This is a genomic window from Sphingomonas sp. SUN019 (assembly GCF_024758705.1).
Taxonomy (GTDB): Bacteria; Pseudomonadota; Alphaproteobacteria; order Sphingomonadales; family Sphingomonadaceae; genus Sphingomonas.
The window spans coordinates 2,084,217-2,100,396 of record NZ_CP096971.1; the positions used below are offsets into that span (position 1 = coordinate 2,084,217).

At 68.4% G+C, this 16,180-nt stretch carries 13 protein-coding genes; 4 read left to right on the forward strand and 9 right to left on the reverse strand.

Going from position 1 to position 16,180, the window contains the following annotated elements:
• Positions 1-119: 119 nt before the first annotated feature.
• The 5 genes from bchZ to M0208_RS10060 form a co-directional block, all read right to left on the reverse strand.
• Positions 120-1,565 carry a chlorophyllide a reductase subunit Z gene (gene bchZ / locus M0208_RS10040; protein WP_258891564.1) on the reverse strand — a complete coding sequence of 482 codons (1,446 nt, stop codon included), beginning with the start codon at positions 1,563-1,565 and terminating at the stop codon, positions 120-122.
• Positions 1,562-3,082 carry a chlorophyllide a reductase subunit Y gene (gene bchY / locus M0208_RS10045; protein WP_258891565.1) on the reverse strand — a complete coding sequence of 507 codons (1,521 nt, stop codon included), beginning with the start codon at positions 3,080-3,082 and terminating at the stop codon, positions 1,562-1,564. The genes bchZ and bchY overlap by 4 nt, the downstream gene beginning before the upstream one ends.
• Complete coding sequence (locus M0208_RS10050; RefSeq protein ID WP_258893219.1) at positions 3,069-4,046, reverse strand: chlorophyllide a reductase iron protein subunit X; 978 nt, start codon at positions 4,044-4,046, stop codon at positions 3,069-3,071. Before M0208_RS10050 ends, bchY begins: the two co-directional genes overlap by 14 nt.
• A 2-nt stretch (positions 4,047-4,048) precedes the next feature.
• Positions 4,049-4,963, reverse strand: a complete 915-nt coding sequence (gene bchC, locus M0208_RS10055; protein ID WP_258891566.1) for a chlorophyll synthesis pathway protein BchC — start codon at positions 4,961-4,963, stop codon at positions 4,049-4,051.
• A gap of 102 nt (positions 4,964-5,065) precedes the next feature.
• The gene (locus M0208_RS10060; protein ID WP_258891567.1) at positions 5,066-6,160 is read right to left on the reverse strand and encodes an acetylserotonin O-methyltransferase; all 1,095 of its coding nucleotides are present in this window, start codon (positions 6,158-6,160) and stop codon (positions 5,066-5,068) included.
• 65 nt (positions 6,161-6,225) lie between these two features.
• Between M0208_RS10060 and crtD the strand changes: the two genes are divergently transcribed.
• Complete coding sequence (gene crtD, locus M0208_RS10065; RefSeq protein WP_258891568.1) at positions 6,226-7,770, forward strand: 1-hydroxycarotenoid 3,4-desaturase CrtD; 1,545 nt, start codon at positions 6,226-6,228, stop codon at positions 7,768-7,770.
• A complete protein-coding gene (locus M0208_RS10070; protein ID WP_258891569.1) occupies positions 7,704-8,603 on the forward strand; it encodes a hydratase in 900 nt (299 codons plus the stop codon). Before crtD ends, M0208_RS10070 begins: the two co-directional genes overlap by 67 nt.
• On the opposite strand, the gene M0208_RS10075 is transcribed toward M0208_RS10070, so the two are convergent.
• Genes M0208_RS10075 through M0208_RS10090 form a run of 4 tightly spaced genes read right to left on the reverse strand, consistent with a single transcriptional unit; the run spans position 8,550 to position 12,233 of the window.
• Positions 8,550-8,732, reverse strand: a complete 183-nt coding sequence (locus tag M0208_RS10075) for a hypothetical protein (RefSeq protein WP_258891570.1) — start codon at positions 8,730-8,732, stop codon at positions 8,550-8,552. The genes M0208_RS10070 and M0208_RS10075 overlap by 54 nt on opposite strands.
• Positions 8,729-9,592 (reverse strand): alpha/beta fold hydrolase BchO, encoded by an 864-nt coding sequence (bchO, locus tag M0208_RS10080; protein WP_258891571.1) that lies wholly within the window; start codon positions 9,590-9,592, stop codon positions 8,729-8,731. Before bchO ends, M0208_RS10075 begins: the two co-directional genes overlap by 4 nt.
• Positions 9,589-11,259, reverse strand: a complete 1,671-nt coding sequence (locus M0208_RS10085; RefSeq protein WP_258891572.1) for a magnesium chelatase subunit D — start codon at positions 11,257-11,259, stop codon at positions 9,589-9,591. The genes bchO and M0208_RS10085 overlap by 4 nt, the downstream gene beginning before the upstream one ends.
• Positions 11,259-12,233, reverse strand: a complete 975-nt coding sequence (locus M0208_RS10090; protein WP_258891573.1) for an ATP-binding protein — start codon at positions 12,231-12,233, stop codon at positions 11,259-11,261. The genes M0208_RS10085 and M0208_RS10090 overlap by 1 nt, the downstream gene beginning before the upstream one ends.
• 59 nt (positions 12,234-12,292) lie before the next feature.
• On the opposite strand from M0208_RS10090, the gene M0208_RS10095 reads away from it, so the two are divergent.
• Together M0208_RS10095 and M0208_RS10100 are read left to right on the forward strand one after the other, a co-directional pair.
• Positions 12,293-12,781, forward strand: coding sequence for a TspO/MBR family protein (locus tag M0208_RS10095; protein ID WP_258891574.1), 489 nt, complete (start codon positions 12,293-12,295; stop codon positions 12,779-12,781).
• Between the two features lie 25 nt (positions 12,782-12,806).
• Complete coding sequence (locus M0208_RS10100; RefSeq protein ID WP_258891575.1) at positions 12,807-16,163, forward strand: amidohydrolase family protein; 3,357 nt, start codon at positions 12,807-12,809, stop codon at positions 16,161-16,163.
• The last annotated feature ends 17 nt before the right edge of the window (positions 16,164-16,180 follow it).

Genomic DNA, 16,180 nt, shown 5'->3' on the forward strand with positions numbered 1-16,180 from the left:
CGGTTCTCGGACGAGGATGGGAGCGTGATGCGCGCTCCCCGGCGGCATCCACGCGCGGACGGGCCGGGCGGGGATTGGCTGTTGCGCGGCATGGCGCAGAATATTGAGGCTGCGGTCGGTCATGCCGCGCTGCTTTCGGTCAGCGCCGTGGCGAGGCGCTCCGGGGTGACGGATGCTTCGCCCGCGCGGCGCGCAGCGCGTTCGGCGGCGTCGCGGATACGCTTGGCGGCGGAGATGCGGACCAGCACCGGTTCGCGTTCGAGCCGTGCGTCGAGCGCAGCCTTCGCCGCCTCGTCCCACGCGATCGCGCGTTCGGCCCGTGCGGGCGTCGCCTCGACCGCGTCGAGCTGCCCGGCGAGTGGCAGAATGTGGAAAAGCGCGTCGAACAACGCGTTGCACACCTCCTGCACCAGATACGTCGCACCGGCATAGCCCATGAACGGCGTGCCAGTGTGGCGGCGGATGACCGCGCCGGGGAAGCTCGCGGGAATGTAAACGCTACGGCCGCCAGCCTCGGCCATGTACATCCGTTCGTTGAAACTGCCGAAGAGGACGAGCGGCGGCGTATCGCGGATCATGTCGCGTACCGCCTGATTGTCCGATTTCGTCCCCGCGCAGCGCGACACCGCGAAGGTGCATGGCAGCCCCATGTCGCCTTCGAGGAAATTGCGGATGCCGCGCGCATAAGTTTCGGTCGCGACGATGCCGAAGCTGGCGGTGCCGAAGAAATCCTGCGTCACCGATCGCCACAGATCCCATAGCGGCTTGATCGTGGTGTGCTTCTCGCGCTCGATGAACGGTTCCGGGTCCAGCCCGGTCAGCTCGCCCAGCTTGCGCAGGAACAAAGTGGTCGATTCCAGCCCGATCGGGGCCTGCAGATATGGCCGCTCCAGCGTCTCGCACAGCCCGCGTCCGAATTCGCGGTACAGACACACGTTGACGCTGGCGTCCGCCAGCTTGCGCACATCGGCCAGATGCGCGCCCAGCGGAAACGCCATGTTCACCTCCGCGCCGATCCCCTCGATCAGGCGGCGGATCTCGTGCAGGTCCGACGGGCAGTTGAACGTGCCGTACATCGGTCCGATGATGTTGACTTTGGGCTTCTGTCCGTCCTTCAGCGCTTTGGGCGCGAGCACCTTCTTCGGGCCGAACTGCGTCCATAGCCAGGTCAGCGCGCGGTCGGCCGACTGCCATTGATCCTCGTCGATCGTGCGCGGCAGGAAGCGGACGACGTTGGTCCCCTCGGGCGTCACGCCGCCGCCGATCATTTCGGCGATCGAGCCGGTCACGACGACCGCGGGCAGATCGGGATCGAGCGTCTTCCACGCGCGCCGCATCGCGCCCTCGGTCCCATCGCGACCGAGTTCCTGTTCGCCCAGCCCGGTGACGACGATCGGCAGCTCGTGCGGCGGCAGCGCATCGGTGTAGTGCAGCACTGATGTGACGGGCAGATTCTCGCACCCCACCGGGCCGTCGATGATGACCTGCAGGCCCTTGATCGCGGTGAACGCGTAAACCGCGCCCCAATAACCGCCCGCGCGATCGTGATCGATGATGAAGGTCATACCCCCACCGCCTCTTCCGCCTTCGCAGCGGCGATGCGTTTGGCGGCGAACTTCGCGCGGAAATCGGGGCGGTCGACGGGGGTGGTTTCCCACACGCCCGCGGTCGCGTCGCGGCCGACGCCCTCGAAGAACGCGGTCATCCGCGCGAAACGGTCGCCGTTGGCCATCGCGGCGTTGACGACGGTGGCCAGGCTCCCCGCCCCCGCCGGCCCCATCAACGGGCGCGCCGAAATGAGGTTGGTGAAGTACAGCGCCGGAATGCCCTTGGCCTTGGCGTGCTGGACCACCGGCGTCGTGCCGATCGCGAGGTCGGGGCCGAATTCCGCGACCGCCGCCAGATCCTGCTCAAGGCTCGCGCGATATTGCACGCGGCAACCCTTTGCCTCCAACCAGGCGCGGTCCGCATCGGACCAGGGCGTCCGCGGGCAGGCGGTGCCGACGTACGGCACGTCCGCACCGCTTTCGATCAGCAGTCGCGCGACGAGTAGTTCGGATCCTTCATAGCCCGACACCGTGACGCGGCCCTTGATAGGGTTGGCGGCGAGGCCGGCGCGGATCGCGGGGACGAAGCGGTTCTTGGCCACATCCACCGTTTCCTGAGCGATACCGCATGCCTGCCCGATCACGTCGAGCCACGCCGCCGTTCCGTCGACGCCGACCGGCGCCGATCCGACGATAGTACGCCCCGCCGCATCGAATTCGCGGACGCTGGCGGTGTAGAACGGATGGATCGCAGCGACGACCGCGCAATCGAGCGCCGCATACAGCTCGCGCCACTCGCGCGTCGGGACGACCGGGCCAGCCGCTAGGCCCAGCGGCGCTAGGAGCATTCCCACGCCCGGCGGATCGGCCGGGAACATCTCGCCCAGCAGAGCCACCGTCGGCAGGTCCGATCGTTCTTTTGGCGCCAGCACCGGCCCAGCCTCGGCCTCGCGCCGCGCGTAGCTCAGCATCGCACCCGCGAGCACGTCCTTCGCCTCGGCATGGGTCGGCACGCCGAAGCCAGGCACGTCGATGCCGATCACGCGCACGCCATTGATCTCGTCGGGCAGCAATTGCAGCGGAACGCCGCTCGCGGTCGGCACGCACAGGTTGGTGACGATGATCGTGTCGTATAGCGCGGGGTCGGCAAGGCCCTCGACCGCCTCCTTGATGTCCTCGAACAACTTGCCGGTGACGAGCGTTTCGGAACTGAACGGCACGTAGCCGACGCTGCGTTTCGCACCGTAGAAATGGCTGGTGAAGGTCAGGCCATAGACGCAGCACGCCGATCCTGAGAGCACCGTCGCGGTGCGGCGCATCCGCAGGCCCACCCTGAGCGACCCGAACGCCGGGCACATCGATTGCGGCTGATCGTGCGGGCCGACCGGGTAATCGGTTGCGTAGCGATCAAGCACCCCGGCCTTACCTGCCGCGACCGCGGCGTCGCGTAGCGTATCCTTCGACGCGCAGCCGCCCTCTGGCGCGGCTGGCGCGACCGAGAGGCGATCGGGCTGGCGCGTCTCAGGCCGCGTCATAGACGACCTCAAGACTCGGCTTCGGCACATAGGCCGCACCGCGCATGTCGGCTTGGCTTGCGGATTTCAGCGAATAATCCGCCCCCGTCACGTCGGCGCTGAACAGCCCCAGCAGTCCGTCCTGATCGAGTGGCGTCGGGCGCAGCGGCGGCGCTTCGGCGACGTTGACCGCCAGTTCCTCGAACAGCGACGCCCATTGCCCGCCGGGCTTGCCGATGATCTGATAGTTCGCGCTCTTCTTGCGGATATCCTCGTTTGCGGGGATCGCGGTCAGTACCGGGATGCCCACTGCCTCCGCGAACGCATTCGCCTCACCCGTGCCGTCGTCCTTGTTCAGGATCATCCCCGCGACGCCGACGTTGCCGCCCATCTTGCGGAAATATTCGACCGCCTTGCAGACGTTGTTGGCGACATATAGCGATTGCAGATCGTTCGACGCGACGACGATGACCTTCTGACACATGTCGCGCGCGATCGGCAGGCCGAACCCGCCGCACACCACATCGCCCAAGAAATCGAGCAGGACATAGTCGAAGCCCCATTCGTGGAAGCCCAGCTTCTCGAGCGTCTCGAACCCGTGGATGATGCCGCGGCCGCCGCAACCACGGCCGACCTCAGGGCCGCCTAGTTCCATCGCGAAAACGCCGTCGCGCTGAAAGCAGACGTCCTCGATGCCGATCTCCTCACCCGCCAGCTTCTTCTTCGAGCTGGTCTCAATGATCGTCGGCGTGGATTTGCCGCCGAACAGCAAGCTCGTCGTGTCGCTTTTGGGATCGCAGCCGATCAGCAATACGCGCTTGCCCTGTTGCGCCATCATGTAGCTGAGGTTGGCCAGCGCGAACGACTTGCCCGATCCGCCCTTGCCATAGATCGCGATGATCTGCGTTTCCTTGGTCACCGGACCCGTAGGCACCGGATCCGGTTCGAACGACGCTTCCTCGCGCAACGGTCCTGGATCGAACATGCTCACATCGTTCTCCAGTCGAGGACCATCTTCAGGCAATCGCCGCCCGCAAATGCCGCGGGATAGGCATCGCTCGCCTCCATTGCGGGGCGGACGTGGCTGACCAATCCGTCGAGCCGCAACGCGCCCGATGCGACCAGTGCGATCACCGCAGCGAGGTCCACAGGCGTGAACTCGGCCGATATCCGAAGCCGCGCCTCACGCATGAAGGCGGGCGGAAAGGCGAAGGTCACGCGGTCGTAGAAGCCTGCAAGCGCGATCTCGCCGCCCTTCGCCAGCCGCGGCACCAACGCGTCGAGCACATCGCCACCGCTGGCGTCGCAGATCGTGGCATAGTCGCGGCGTTCGTCGGCCGACGGATCGATCGCGACGCCATCGCACCGCGCAGGATCGGTTTCCCAGATCGTCGGCGCGGCATGGCCGAGCGCCACCGATACGCGCGCGATCAGTCGCCCGAGCACGCCGTGCCCGACCACCAATTCGGGCGCCTTGCCCCCCACCACGGCATGATGCGCGGTTGCGGCGAGGGCGACCAGGATACCGTCCGATCCCAGCCGTTCCGGTACGGGAATCGCGCGCGCCGCGGGCAGGATCACGCGCCGCGCCGTCCCGCCGAACAGCCCGCGCGCGTCGGCGAAGCAGTTCGCGCCGGGGACGAACACCCATTCGCCGATCCGCGCGCGCACTTCCGCCCCCGCGTCGACCACGCGGCCGACCGATTCGTAACCGGGAACAAGCGGATAGCCCATGCCGGGGAAGCTCGGCATCCGGCCGGTCCACAGCAATTTTTCGGTGCCCGAACTGATCCCGCTCCAGTCGATCTCGACGAGCACGTCTGCGGAGCCGAGCGGATTGAGCGCAAGCGAACGGAGCGACAGTCGCTCCGGCGCTTCGAGCAGGACCGCGATCGAGTCCATCCGCTCCCTCCTCTCGCGAGAGGCCTACATCAGGTCTCTTCCCGCGACCGTCAGACTATATGGACGAAAGGATATGTCAACTCTACTTGACGCAAGAAAGTGTCAACGATCCGCGACGATGACCCGGACCGTGATCGGCAGCGCGGTGCGGTATTCGCGCGACCGGCTGAACCCGGCCCGCCGCAGCATCGCGCGGATCTCATCCGCGGCACGCGGTCGCCCCGATCCCATCGCCAGCAGGTAGAGTCCGAAATACGCGTCGCCTGCCGGTCGCGCGCCGGGCGTGTCCGCCATCGGCTCTGCGATCAGCAATCGCCCGCCAGGGGGGAGCGCGGCATGGGCCGCGCGGAGCAACGCCAGCGCGGGCGCGTCGTCATGGTCATGCAGGATGCGGATCAGCGAGATCAGATCGTAGCCGGTCGGCAAAGAATCGCGCAGGAAGTCGCCGCCGTGAATCGCCGCCGCCGCCCCCAACCGGGTCGCCGCACGCGCGCCGACCGCGGGCAGGTCGAACAGCCCCAATGCCAGATGCGGCGCGCGTGCGGCCACCGCCGCCAGAAACGCGCCTTCACCCCCGCCCACGTCCAGCAATCGCCGATGGCGCTTGAGCGGACAGGCATCGATCACCTGATCCGCGACCAGCGGCTGCGACGCCGCCATCAACCCCGAATAGGCCGCGACTCGCGCGTCATCCCCCGCTCCGGGTTCCCTGGCATATTGCCAGTAACGCGCCAGTTCGCCTCCGCCCCCACCGCGCCGGAGCAGAGCGACCGGATCGGCGAGGTCCGCATACAGCGCAGAATGATGCGCGACCATCTCGGCAATGCCGCGATTGCCGCGAAGCGCTGCACCGGCACTGCCGAGCGTCCACGTATCGCCAACACATTCCGCCAGATCGAGCGCCGCCGCCGCGCGCAACAGCCGCAACGTGCCCTCCACCGGCAATCCGATCCGCGCCGCCATCATGTCCGCTTCGCCCGGTGCTTCGGCCAACGCATCGATCAGCCCGAGTTCGACGCACGCCGCCAGCGTCTGCGAATAGGTGAACCCCGCGACCAGATCGAACAGCACGCGCGCATGGTGCCGCGCGACGGGGCGGGTCGGCGGGAAGCGCGCCGCAAACCTCTGGAAGCGCCCGCTCGAAAGGATACCGTTCCGCCAGACGGTCCAGCGCAGCCGCCACGATCCGTCGCTCATGCTGGACAATCCATATGTCCAGTGGATTGGACATATGCTAGGCCTTCGTCAACGAAAGGACGCGAATGCCGGACGGGCGCGTGATCGTGATCGGGGCGGGGATCGGCGGGCTGACGAGCGCGGCGCTGCTCGCCGCGCGCGGCTGCGACGTGACCGTCGTCGAGGCCGCGGACACGCCCGGCGGCAAGGTCCGCGCGATCGATGTCGGCGGGCGGATGGTCGAAGCGGGGCCGACCGTCTTCACCCTGCGCGAGATATTCGAGGAGGTCTTCGGCGAGTGCGGCGCGTCGCTCGACGATCATGTCGTCACGCAGCGCGCAGACATCCTCGCGCGCCATGCGTGGAGGGAGCAGCGGCTGGACCTGTACGCCGACCGCCAGGCGAGCGAGGACGCAATCGGCGCGTTCGCGGGCGCTGCCGAAGCGCGCGGTTATCGCGACTTCAGTGCCGAGGCGAGGCGGCTTTACGATGCGCTGGACCGGCCGTTCCTGCGGCGCACGAAGACCGACCCGCTGACGCTCGGCTGGCGGATGGGCGTGGGCGGTCTGCGTGATTATGCGACGCTGCGCCCGTACTCGTCGATGTGGCGCGCGCTCGGCGGCTATTTCGCCGATCCACGGCTGCGGCAATTGTTCGCACGTTACGCGACTTATTGCGGATCGTCGCCGTTCCGCACCCCGGCGACGCTGATGCTGATCGCACATGTCGAGGCCCGCGGCGTGTGGTTGATCGAGGGTGGGCTGTCGGCGTTGGCGAGCGCGCTCGAAGGCCTGGCGAAACGCCAGGGCGCACGCTTTCGCTATGCCGCGCCGGTGTCGCGCATTGTCGTCGATAACGGCCGCGCGGCGGGGGTCGAACTCGCCAGCGGCGAGCGGATCTCGGCGGATTCGGTCGTGTGCAACGCCGATCCCGCCGCGCTCGGCGACGGGCGCTTCGGGGTGACGGCGACGCGCCGCGTGCCGCCTGCGAGCCGCTCGCTCGGCGCGCTCGTCTGGCTCGCGAATGTGCAGTCCGATGGCTTTCCACTCACGCGTCACAACGTGTTCTTTTCGAGCGACTACCCTTCCGAGTTCGCCGCACTCCACGCCGGTCGCCAGCCCGACGATCCCACCGTCTACGTCTGCGCCCAGGACCGTGCCGCGAACGAAGGCCAAATCGACGGCCCCGAACGCCTCCAGATCATCGTCAACGCCCCCGCCACCGGCGACCGCGCCGGGCCATCCCCACAGGAGATCGAACGATGCCAGCACGCGATGCGCACACGGCTTTCGCAGGCGGGGCTTTCCGTCGACTGGACGGCGCCGACGAAGCTGCTGACCCCGCACGATTTCGAGCGCCTCTGTCCGTCGACGGGTGGAGCCCTTTATGGACGGGCCTCGCACGGGTGGGCGGCGTCCTTCCTGCGCCAGGGCAGCCGGACGCGGATCCCTGGGCTCTACTGCGCGGGCGGGAGCACGCACCCCGGCGCGGGCGTGCCCATGGCGGCCTTGTCGGGACGGCTGGCCGCCGACTGCCTGCTCAGGGACCGCGCTTCGACGTTCGCGTGGACGCGCGCGGCTATGCCTGGTGGTACATCGACGCGACGAGCGGAGACGGTCGCTACGGGCTGACCATCATCGCCTTCGTCGGCAGCGTGTTCTCGCCGTATTACAAGATCACCGGCCGCGGCGATCCGGAGAACCATTGCGCGATCAACGTGGCGCTCAACGGCCCGCGCAGCAACGCCTGGGCGATGACCGAGCGCGGGCGCGGCAAGGTATCGCGCGGAGCCGACCATTTCGCGGTGGGGCCGAGTTCGGTACACTGGGACGGCGATTGCCTGACGATCGACGTCGACGAGATTTCCGCGCCGCTGCCGTACCGCGTCAAGGGGCGCGTGCGCGTGTATCCCGAGCTGATCGGCACGACCGCGTTTCAACTCGATCCGGCCGGGCGGCACCGCTGGCACCCGGTCGCACCGCGTGCGCGGGTCGAGGTGGAGATGGCGCATCCCGGCGTATCGTGGTCAGGCGACGGCTATGTCGATTCGAACTTCGGCGAGGAGCCGCTGGAGGCTGGGTTCGCCGATTGGCATTGGTCACGTGCGCACCTCAACCGCGATGTCGCGGTGCTATATGAGGGCGTCCGACGCGACGGGACGCCGTTCGACCTCGCGCTGCGCTTCGACCGGCAGGGGCGATGGCATGATATGCCGCAACCGCCGTCGGCGCCGCTGCCGCGCACCGGCTGGCTGGTCGAGCGGCTGACGCGCGCTGACAAGGGGTTCGCGCCAAAGGTCGCCGGAACGTGGATCGACGCACCCTTCTATGCGCGCTCGGCGATCGACACCCGCCTGTGGGGCGAGGATGCGCGCGCGATCCACGAAAGCCTGTCGCTCAATCGGTTCCGCTCACCGATCGTCCAATCGATGCTCCCCTACCGGATGCCGCGCAGCATCTTCTGATTTCTTGCGGCCAGCTTCAATCTTGTCGGCGGCGATCTCGCGGTTGACCGAGATGATCTGCCACCCGGCGAAGCCCAGCACGACGACGCCCGTGAAGACCATTTCGATCCAGCCATAATGCTCGTTCATGTCGCCTCCTCCCGGATGATGGCCGCAACGTCCGCCGGTCTTTCTTCGTGCGCAAGATGGCCCAGTCCGGGCAATAGCATCGCGCGCCCGTTCTGCACCAACGCCACCGCTTCGGCCGCGTAGCGCGCCGCGATCGCGCTGTCGGCCTCGCCGTGGGCCAGCAGCAGCGGCGTCGCCAGCCGCGGTAGGTCGCGGCGCAGCGCCTCCAAATCCCATTCCGCCATCATCGTGATCGCCCCCGCAACGTGCGACGAATTGCCGAGCAGCCGCGCGTAAAGTTCGGTCCCGCGCGCGTCGATCCGCGATCCGGTGCTGCGCGGCAGGAAGCGCGCGACCTCGCCCGGCGTGCGCGCGATCCGCGCCATGATATGCGGCGCGAACGGATTGACGAACAGCGCGCGGGCGAGCGCAGGGAACAGCTTCGCCGCGAGGCCCGGAAACGGCAGCAGCGCCGCGCTCAATCCGATGATCTTTTGCGGTTCGACGAAGCCGTCGAGCGTCATCCGGATGCCGATCGCAGCGCCCGCCGAATGCCCGACGATCGCGACCGATTTCATGTCGAGTTTGACCAACAACGCCGCCACCGCGCGCGCCATCGCCGGCATCGACAATCCGCCAATAGGCCTTCCGCTGGTGAAGCCATGCCCAGGCAGATCGGGCGCGATCACGGTAAAATCCGGCGCGAGCAACGGCAGCAGATCGCGCCAGCTATGCGTCGCCGCGCCAGTGCCGTGGAGCAGCAACAGCACCGGCCCCGCTCCCGCGACCTGGACGTGCCAGCGCAAGCCCCCGGCATCGACGAAGCGGCTCGCATCGCGATTCGGCCAGTCGCGCCCCTCGACCGCCCAGCGCGGCGTCATCGCGGCTGCACGGCGGTAACCGCGGCGTGCATCGTCTGCGCATCGGCGCGTGGCAGCGACAAATAGCGCGCACCCATCGCCGCCGCGAGCCGCGCGCCCTCCGGCCGCGGCCGCGTGGAGATATCGACCAGGGCGCCCGCAATTCCCGCCGCACCGATCGCACGCGCCGCCGCTTCGGCCTCGGCCTGCGGATCGACGCCGACGTTGGCACGCCCGTCGGTCAATACGACGATGAACGGCGTCCGTCCCCGCGCCCGCGCGCCCTCCGCCAGTTCGCGCGCCGCATCGAGGCCCGCGGCGATCGGCGTCCCCCCGCCGCCCGGAAGATCGGCCAGCGAGCGCCGCGCGCGCGCCAGCGACCGCGTCGGCGGCAACAGCAAATCCGCCCCCGCACCGCGAAACGCCACGAGCGCGACCTGCGCGCGCTTCACATAGGCCTCCGCCAACAACAGCTCGACCGCACCCTTCGCTTCGGCGAGCCGAGCGACCGCCGCCGACCCCGACGCGTCGACCGCAAAGATCGTCGTCGCCTCCGCGCGCGTCTCGAACCGGCGGACGCGGAGGTCGTCCTTGCGGATACGCACGCGCCCATCCCCACCGCCCCGCACTTTCTGCCACGGCGCAGCGGCGCGGAGCGTATCGATCAGCGCCAGCCGCAAGCCACCGCGCGGTACCCCCGCGCGCACCCCGACCGGCCGCCCGCGCCGCGGCGAGCGGCGTTTCTCTCCCGCCCCGCGCGAATGCCCCGTCCGCCGACCGTCACCATTCGCAATTGCGGCGAGCAGATCGGGCGGTAGCGCGGTCATCGCCGCTTCCAGCACCACATCTTCCAACGCGCGGGGTTCTTGTGTCGGTGGTGCGTCGTCCTGCTCGGGCGGGGGTGGCGGCGGCTCCGCCTCGCCCTGCGGCGCGCGCGTCGCGCGCGGGCCGAGTACGAGGCGGGCGGCTTCAGCGAGATGGTCTTCGGTTATTTCGCTGTCGTCGATGACCGCCAGCACGCGGGCGGCGCGTAGAGCGAAAAGCGGCGCACGGGCGGAATCGATGCCGAGCGTCAACGCCGTCCCACACAAGGCCTTCAGCGCTTCGCCATCAACCTCTGCCCCACCCCGGCGAAGGCCGGGGCCTAGCCGCACAGGTGTCGAAACTGGGCCCCGGCTTTCGCCGGGGTGGGGCGTGTGGGTGAGGTCGACCCGGAACGCCAGCCGCTCCGTCAGTGCCACCGGCATGGCCTCGTCCTCCCGCCCCTCGTCGATCGCCAGCACTACGAAGCGCGCCGCATCACGTGCGCCGTACCCCTCGCGCTCGACCACCACCGCGCCAACATCCAGCGCCGCCGCGACCTGCGCCGCCACGTCGGAAGGCAACCGCTCCGCCATAGGGATTACCAGCGCGCCGCGATCCGCCGCAGCCAGCAACCCGCGCCGCGCCAGCCGCGCCCCCGTCGCCAAGGTCGCGCCCAGATCGATCCCGCCGAGCAACGCATCCGCATCGGCATGGACCGGCAGCCGCTTCACCGGCGCGCCCGCGGGCAACGCCGCCACCAGCGCGGCCTGCACCTGCTCCGCCAGATCGCCGCCACGGATCACCACGCCGCCCAGCAACGGATCGATCGCGCAGAGCCGGACCGCCAGCACCGCGTCGGCGAACGGATCGCCGACCGGCTCCATCACACCAGCGCCAGCTCGCTGATCGCGCGTTCGATCCGCACGGTCGACCCGGTTTCATCCAGTACGTTGCGTCGCAACCGATGCCGCAAAGCCATCGGCGCGACCCGCACCAGCCCGGCGATGCTCGCCGCATCCCGCCCCTCCAATGCCGCCAGCGCCCGCGCCCCGCGCATCAGCGTCAACTCGCCACGCAATCCGTCCGCGCCGACCGTCGCGCACAATCTGGCCGCCGCCTCCAGCACGCCCTCCGGCATCGCCACATCCGGCAACGCCGCCCGCCCCCGCGCGATGCGCTTCAGCGTCTTCGCCTCGGCGCGCCGCCAATCCTCCGCAAATTCGTCCGGCGCGCGCTCATAAGCGTCGCAGCGTTTCAGTATCTCCACGCGCTCCGTGATCGCCTGCGGTGTGCGCACCTCCACCGACAGCCCAAACCGATCCAGCAATTGCGGTCGCAACTCGCCTTCCTCGGGATTGCCGCTGCCGACCAGCACGAAGCGCGCGGCGTGGCGCACGCTCAGCCCCTCGCGCTCGACCAGATTCTCGCCCGACGCGGCGACGTCGAGCAGCAGATCGACGATATGATCCTCGAGCAGGTTGATCTCGTCGACGTACAGGAACCCGCCATTCGCGCGCGCCAGCAGTCCTGGTTCGAACGCCTTCTCACCCGATCCCAGCGCGCGTTCGAGGTCGAGCGCGCCCAGCACGCGGTCCTCGGTCGCACCCAAAGGCAGATCGACGAACGGCACCGCCGCCTTACCCTTCGCAGGGATCGCACCTTCAGGATGATAGCCGACCAACGCCGCCGACACCGGCGGCAACAAAGCGGCCAGCGCGCGCACCGCGGTCGATTTGCCCGTCCCGCGGTCGCCGAACACCATCACGCCGCCGATCCGCGCATCGACCGCCGACAACAGAAGCGCCAGCTTCATCTCGTCCTGGCCGACGATCGCGGAAAAGGGGAATGACGCCCGCACGATGCGACTGTACCATCGCGTTGACGTTCGACAAGATGGACGGCGAAGATGGAGAGCCGATGACCCCATATTTCGTTGCCGGTGGTTTGGCGCTGTTGCTGGCGGCGGCCGGTGGCCTCACCACGTCGATCGGCGGCTGGTATCGCGCACTGCGCAAACCGCCGTGGCAGCCACCCGACTGGCTGTTCGGCCCGGCGTGGACGATCATCCTCGGGCTCGCCGCCTGGTCCGCCGCGATCGCGTGGAAAGCCGCGCCCGATGCGATCGCACGGCGCGACGTGGTCATCCTGTTCGCGGTCAACGCGGTCTTCCATTTCCTGTGGAGCCCGCTGTTCTTCCGCTGGCGCCGCCCCGACTGGGCGCTGATCGAGGTCGTGTTTCTGTGGGGGTCGCTCGTCGCCCTGGTCGTCGGGCTGTGGCCGATCTCGACCAATGCCGCGTTGCTGATCCTGCCGTATCTCGCCTGGGTCAGCTTCGCCGCGTTCCTCAATCTCAACATCGTCCAGCGCAACGGCCCGTTCGGCGGCAACAAGCTCGGGCGGCTGTAAGCGGAAAATGACAAAGGGGACTGCCATGAAAATCCGTGCGCTTGCGCTCGTCTCGCTGGCCGCGCTCGCCGCGCATCAGGCGCTGGCGCAGCAGGCTCCACCCCCCGCGCCGGTCGAGCAGACGCAAGCGCCGGAGGATCGGTCGCTCCGCCCGGACGCCGCGCCGACACCATTGCCCAGCCCGGCCGCCGCGCCGACACCGGTCGCCGCCTCCACTACGCCATCAACCGCCAAGCCCGCGCCGTGGGACGTAAACGCGCCGCAGGGCGCGACCATCCGACAAGTGCCGATCCGCACCAGCGAAGGCAGCTGGATGGATATCGACGTCAGCCGCGATGGCCGCACGATCGCCTTCGCTTTGCTCGGCGACATCTACACCATGGGAATCGCGGGCGGCTCGCCGACACACATCGCGGAGGGCCTCGCGTGGGAGGTGCAGCCGCGCTTCTCGCCCGACGGCGCGCGCATCGCCTTCACCTCGGATCGCGGCGGCGGCGACAATATCTGGATCATGAACCGCGACGGGTCGAACAAGCAGCAGGTGACGAAGGAGGACTTCCGCCTGCTCAACCAGCCGTCGTGGAGCCCGGACGGCCGCTACATCATCGCCAAGAAGCATTTCACCACCGGGCGTTCGCTCGGCACGGGCGAGGTGTGGCTGTACCACGTGTCGGGTGGCGGCGGCGTGCAACTGGTCAAGAAACCGAGCGAAACGCATCAGAAGGAACTGGGCGAACCGGTCTACGCCGCCGACGGCAAGAGCCTGTTCTACACCAAGAACGTTACGCCGGGTCCGATCTTCGAATATGCGCAGGATTCGAACACCGATTTGTTCGACATCGAACGTTACGACCTCGACACCGGCGAGACGACCACCGCGGTCAGCGGCGACGGCGGATCGGTGCGTCCGACACCCTCCCCCGACGGCAAGCGCATCGCCTTCGTCCGGCGCGAGGCGACGCGGTCGAAGCTGTACGTGAAGGATCTGGAATCGGGCGTCGAGCGCAAGGTCTACGATACGCTCGATCAGGACGTGCAGGAGACGTGGGCGGTCACCGGCGTCTATCCCAACATGGCATGGACGCCCGACAGCAAGTCGGTCGTGTTCTGGGCCAAGGGCAAGATCCGCCGCGTCGACGCCGATACCGGTGCGACAAACGAAATCCCGTTCACCGTCAACGATACGCGCGGGGTGATCGACGCGCCGCATCCGCAGATCGCGGTCGCGCCGAACAGCTTCACCACCGCAATGCCGCGCTTCGCCAGCGTGTCACCCGATGGCGGACGCGTGGTGTTCGAAAGCCTCGGCAAGCTCTGGATCAAACCGATGACGGGCGGCGCGGTCAAGCGGCTGACCAATGCGAAGGACGGCTTCGAGCTGTTCCCGGCCTGGTCGCGCGACGGGCGGACGATCGCGTTCGTGGCGTGGAGCGACGCCGAACTCGGCCATATCCGCACCGTTCCGGCGGCCGGCGGGGCGGCAAAGACGCTGACGACGCAGCCGGGCCATTATGCGCGTCCGCGCTTCTCGCCCGATGGCAAGACCATCGTGTTCGAACGCGCGAGCGGGGGCGGCGTCACCTCACCACGCTGGGGCGAGAATCCGGGCGTCTATCGCATCGCGACGACCGGCGGCGCGCCGAAGCTGGTCGCGCGCGACATGGCCTCGCCACAGTTCGCCGCGTCGAACGACCGGCTCTACATGATCGGCAGCGAGCGCAAGGACGGCGCGGAGAAGCGCCAGCTGGTCAGCACCGACCTGAACGGCGAGGCGAAGCGCGTCCACGCCGCGGGCGATCTGGTCAACGATTACAGCGTGTCGCCATCGGGTGAATTCGTCGCCTTCCGGCAGAATTACGAAGCGTTCGTCGCGCCGCTGATGCCCGGCAACCAGTCGGTCGATCTCGCGCCGGATTCAAAGGCGCTGCCAGTTACCCGCGTCAGCCGCGGCGGGGCGGATTACATGAACTGGTCGAACGACGGGCGGCGGCTGCATTGGAGCCTTGGTCCGACGGTCTATACGATCGAGACGACCACCGTCTTCCCGAACGGCCCGCGTCCCAAGGACGCTCCCGCCTTCGTCGCGCCGCGCACCGGCGCAAATCTGTCGATGGACGTGCCCGCGGCGAAGCACCGCGGCGTGGTCGCGCTGGTCGGCGCGCGGCTGGTCACGATGAAGGATGCCAGCGGCGGCATCGTCGATGACGGCGTCGTGGTGATCGACGGCGACCGCATCACCGCGGTCGGCCCGCGCGCGAGCGTCCAGGTGCCCGCGGGCGCGAGCGTCGTCGATGTCGCGGGCAAGACGATCATCCCCGGCCTGGTCGACGCGCACGCGCACGGCCCGGCGGGCGAGGACGAACTGATCCCTGAGGCCAACTGGTCGATGATCCAGAACCTCGCGCTTGGCACGACGACGATCCACGATCCATCGAACCGTTCGAGCGAAATCTTCGCCGCGTCGGAAATGCAGCGCGCCGGGCTGATCCTGGCCCCGCGCATCTTTTCGACCGGAGAGATCGTGTACGGCGCGAAGGCGGCCGACGTGTACGCGCAGATCGACAGCCTGGACGATGCGCTAGCGCACGTCCGCCGGATCAAGGCGCAGGGCGGGCATTCGATCAAGAACTACAACCAGCCGCGCCGCGAACAGCGCCAGCAGGTGGTCGAGGCCGCGCGGCGCGAGAACATGCAGGTCGTGGCCGAAGGCGGTTCGCTGTTCGGGATGGACATGAACCTGGTCGCCGACGGCAATTCGACGCTGGAGCACAATGTCCCGCTCGAGACGTTCTACGACGACGTGGTACAGTTGTTTTCGCAGACGAAGACCAATTACACCCCGACGCTCGTCGTCTCCTACGGCGGTCCGGCGGGCGATCCGTACTGGCGGCAGGCGACCGACGTGTTCGATAACCCGCTGCTGAAGGCGCATACCCCGCCCGCCAAACTGCTAGCCGACAATGCGCGGCGGGTGAAGGCGCCCGAATCGAACTACGTCGACGACGACAACGCGCGCGAGGCGCACAAGCTGGCCAAGCGCGGCGTGCTCGTGTCGATCGGCGCGCACGGGCAGCAGGCGGGGATCGGCGCACATTGGGAATTGTGGTCGTTCGTGCGCGGCGGGATGACCCCGATCGAGGCGCTCCGCGCAGGAACGATCGTGTCCGCGCAGTCGCTCGGCATGGCGAAGGACATCGGGTCGCTGGAGGTCGGCAAGCTCGCCGATCTGGTCGTGCTGGACGCCGATCCGACCGCGGATATCCGTAACAGCGACAAAGTGTCGCGGGTCATGCTCGGCGGGCGGCTGTACGATGCCGCGACGATGAACGAGGTCGCGACCGGGGATGCGAAACGCCCGGCCTATTGGTGGGAAACGAAGTAACCGATCGGCCATCCCGG

Excerpts from the sequence above, each read along its gene's own strand:
- bchZ (WP_258891564.1), bottom strand. The coding sequence starts at position 1,565 with ATGACCTTCATCATCGATCACGATCGCGCGGGCGGTTATTGGGGCGCG.
- bchY (WP_258891565.1), bottom strand. The coding sequence starts at position 3,082 with ATGACGCGGCCTGAGACGCGCCAGCCCGATCGCCTCTCGGTCGCGCCA.
- M0208_RS10050 (WP_258893219.1), bottom strand. The coding sequence starts at position 4,046 with ATGTTCGATCCAGGACCGTTGCGCGAGGAAGCGTCGTTCGAACCGGAT.
- bchC (WP_258891566.1), bottom strand. The coding sequence starts at position 4,963 with ATGGACTCGATCGCGGTCCTGCTCGAAGCGCCGGAGCGACTGTCGCTC.
- M0208_RS10060 (WP_258891567.1), bottom strand. The coding sequence starts at position 6,160 with ATGAGCGACGGATCGTGGCGGCTGCGCTGGACCGTCTGGCGGAACGGT.
- crtD (WP_258891568.1), top strand. The coding sequence starts at position 6,226 with ATGCCGGACGGGCGCGTGATCGTGATCGGGGCGGGGATCGGCGGGCTG.
- M0208_RS10075 (WP_258891570.1), bottom strand. The coding sequence starts at position 8,732 with ATGAACGAGCATTATGGCTGGATCGAAATGGTCTTCACGGGCGTCGTC.
- bchO (WP_258891571.1), bottom strand. The coding sequence starts at position 9,592 with ATGACGCCGCGCTGGGCGGTCGAGGGGCGCGACTGGCCGAATCGCGAT.
- M0208_RS10085 (WP_258891572.1), bottom strand. The coding sequence starts at position 11,259 with ATGGAGCCGGTCGGCGATCCGTTCGCCGACGCGGTGCTGGCGGTCCGG.
- M0208_RS10095 (WP_258891574.1), top strand. The coding sequence starts at position 12,293 with ATGACCCCATATTTCGTTGCCGGTGGTTTGGCGCTGTTGCTGGCGGCG.
- M0208_RS10100 (WP_258891575.1), top strand. The coding sequence starts at position 12,807 with ATGAAAATCCGTGCGCTTGCGCTCGTCTCGCTGGCCGCGCTCGCCGCG.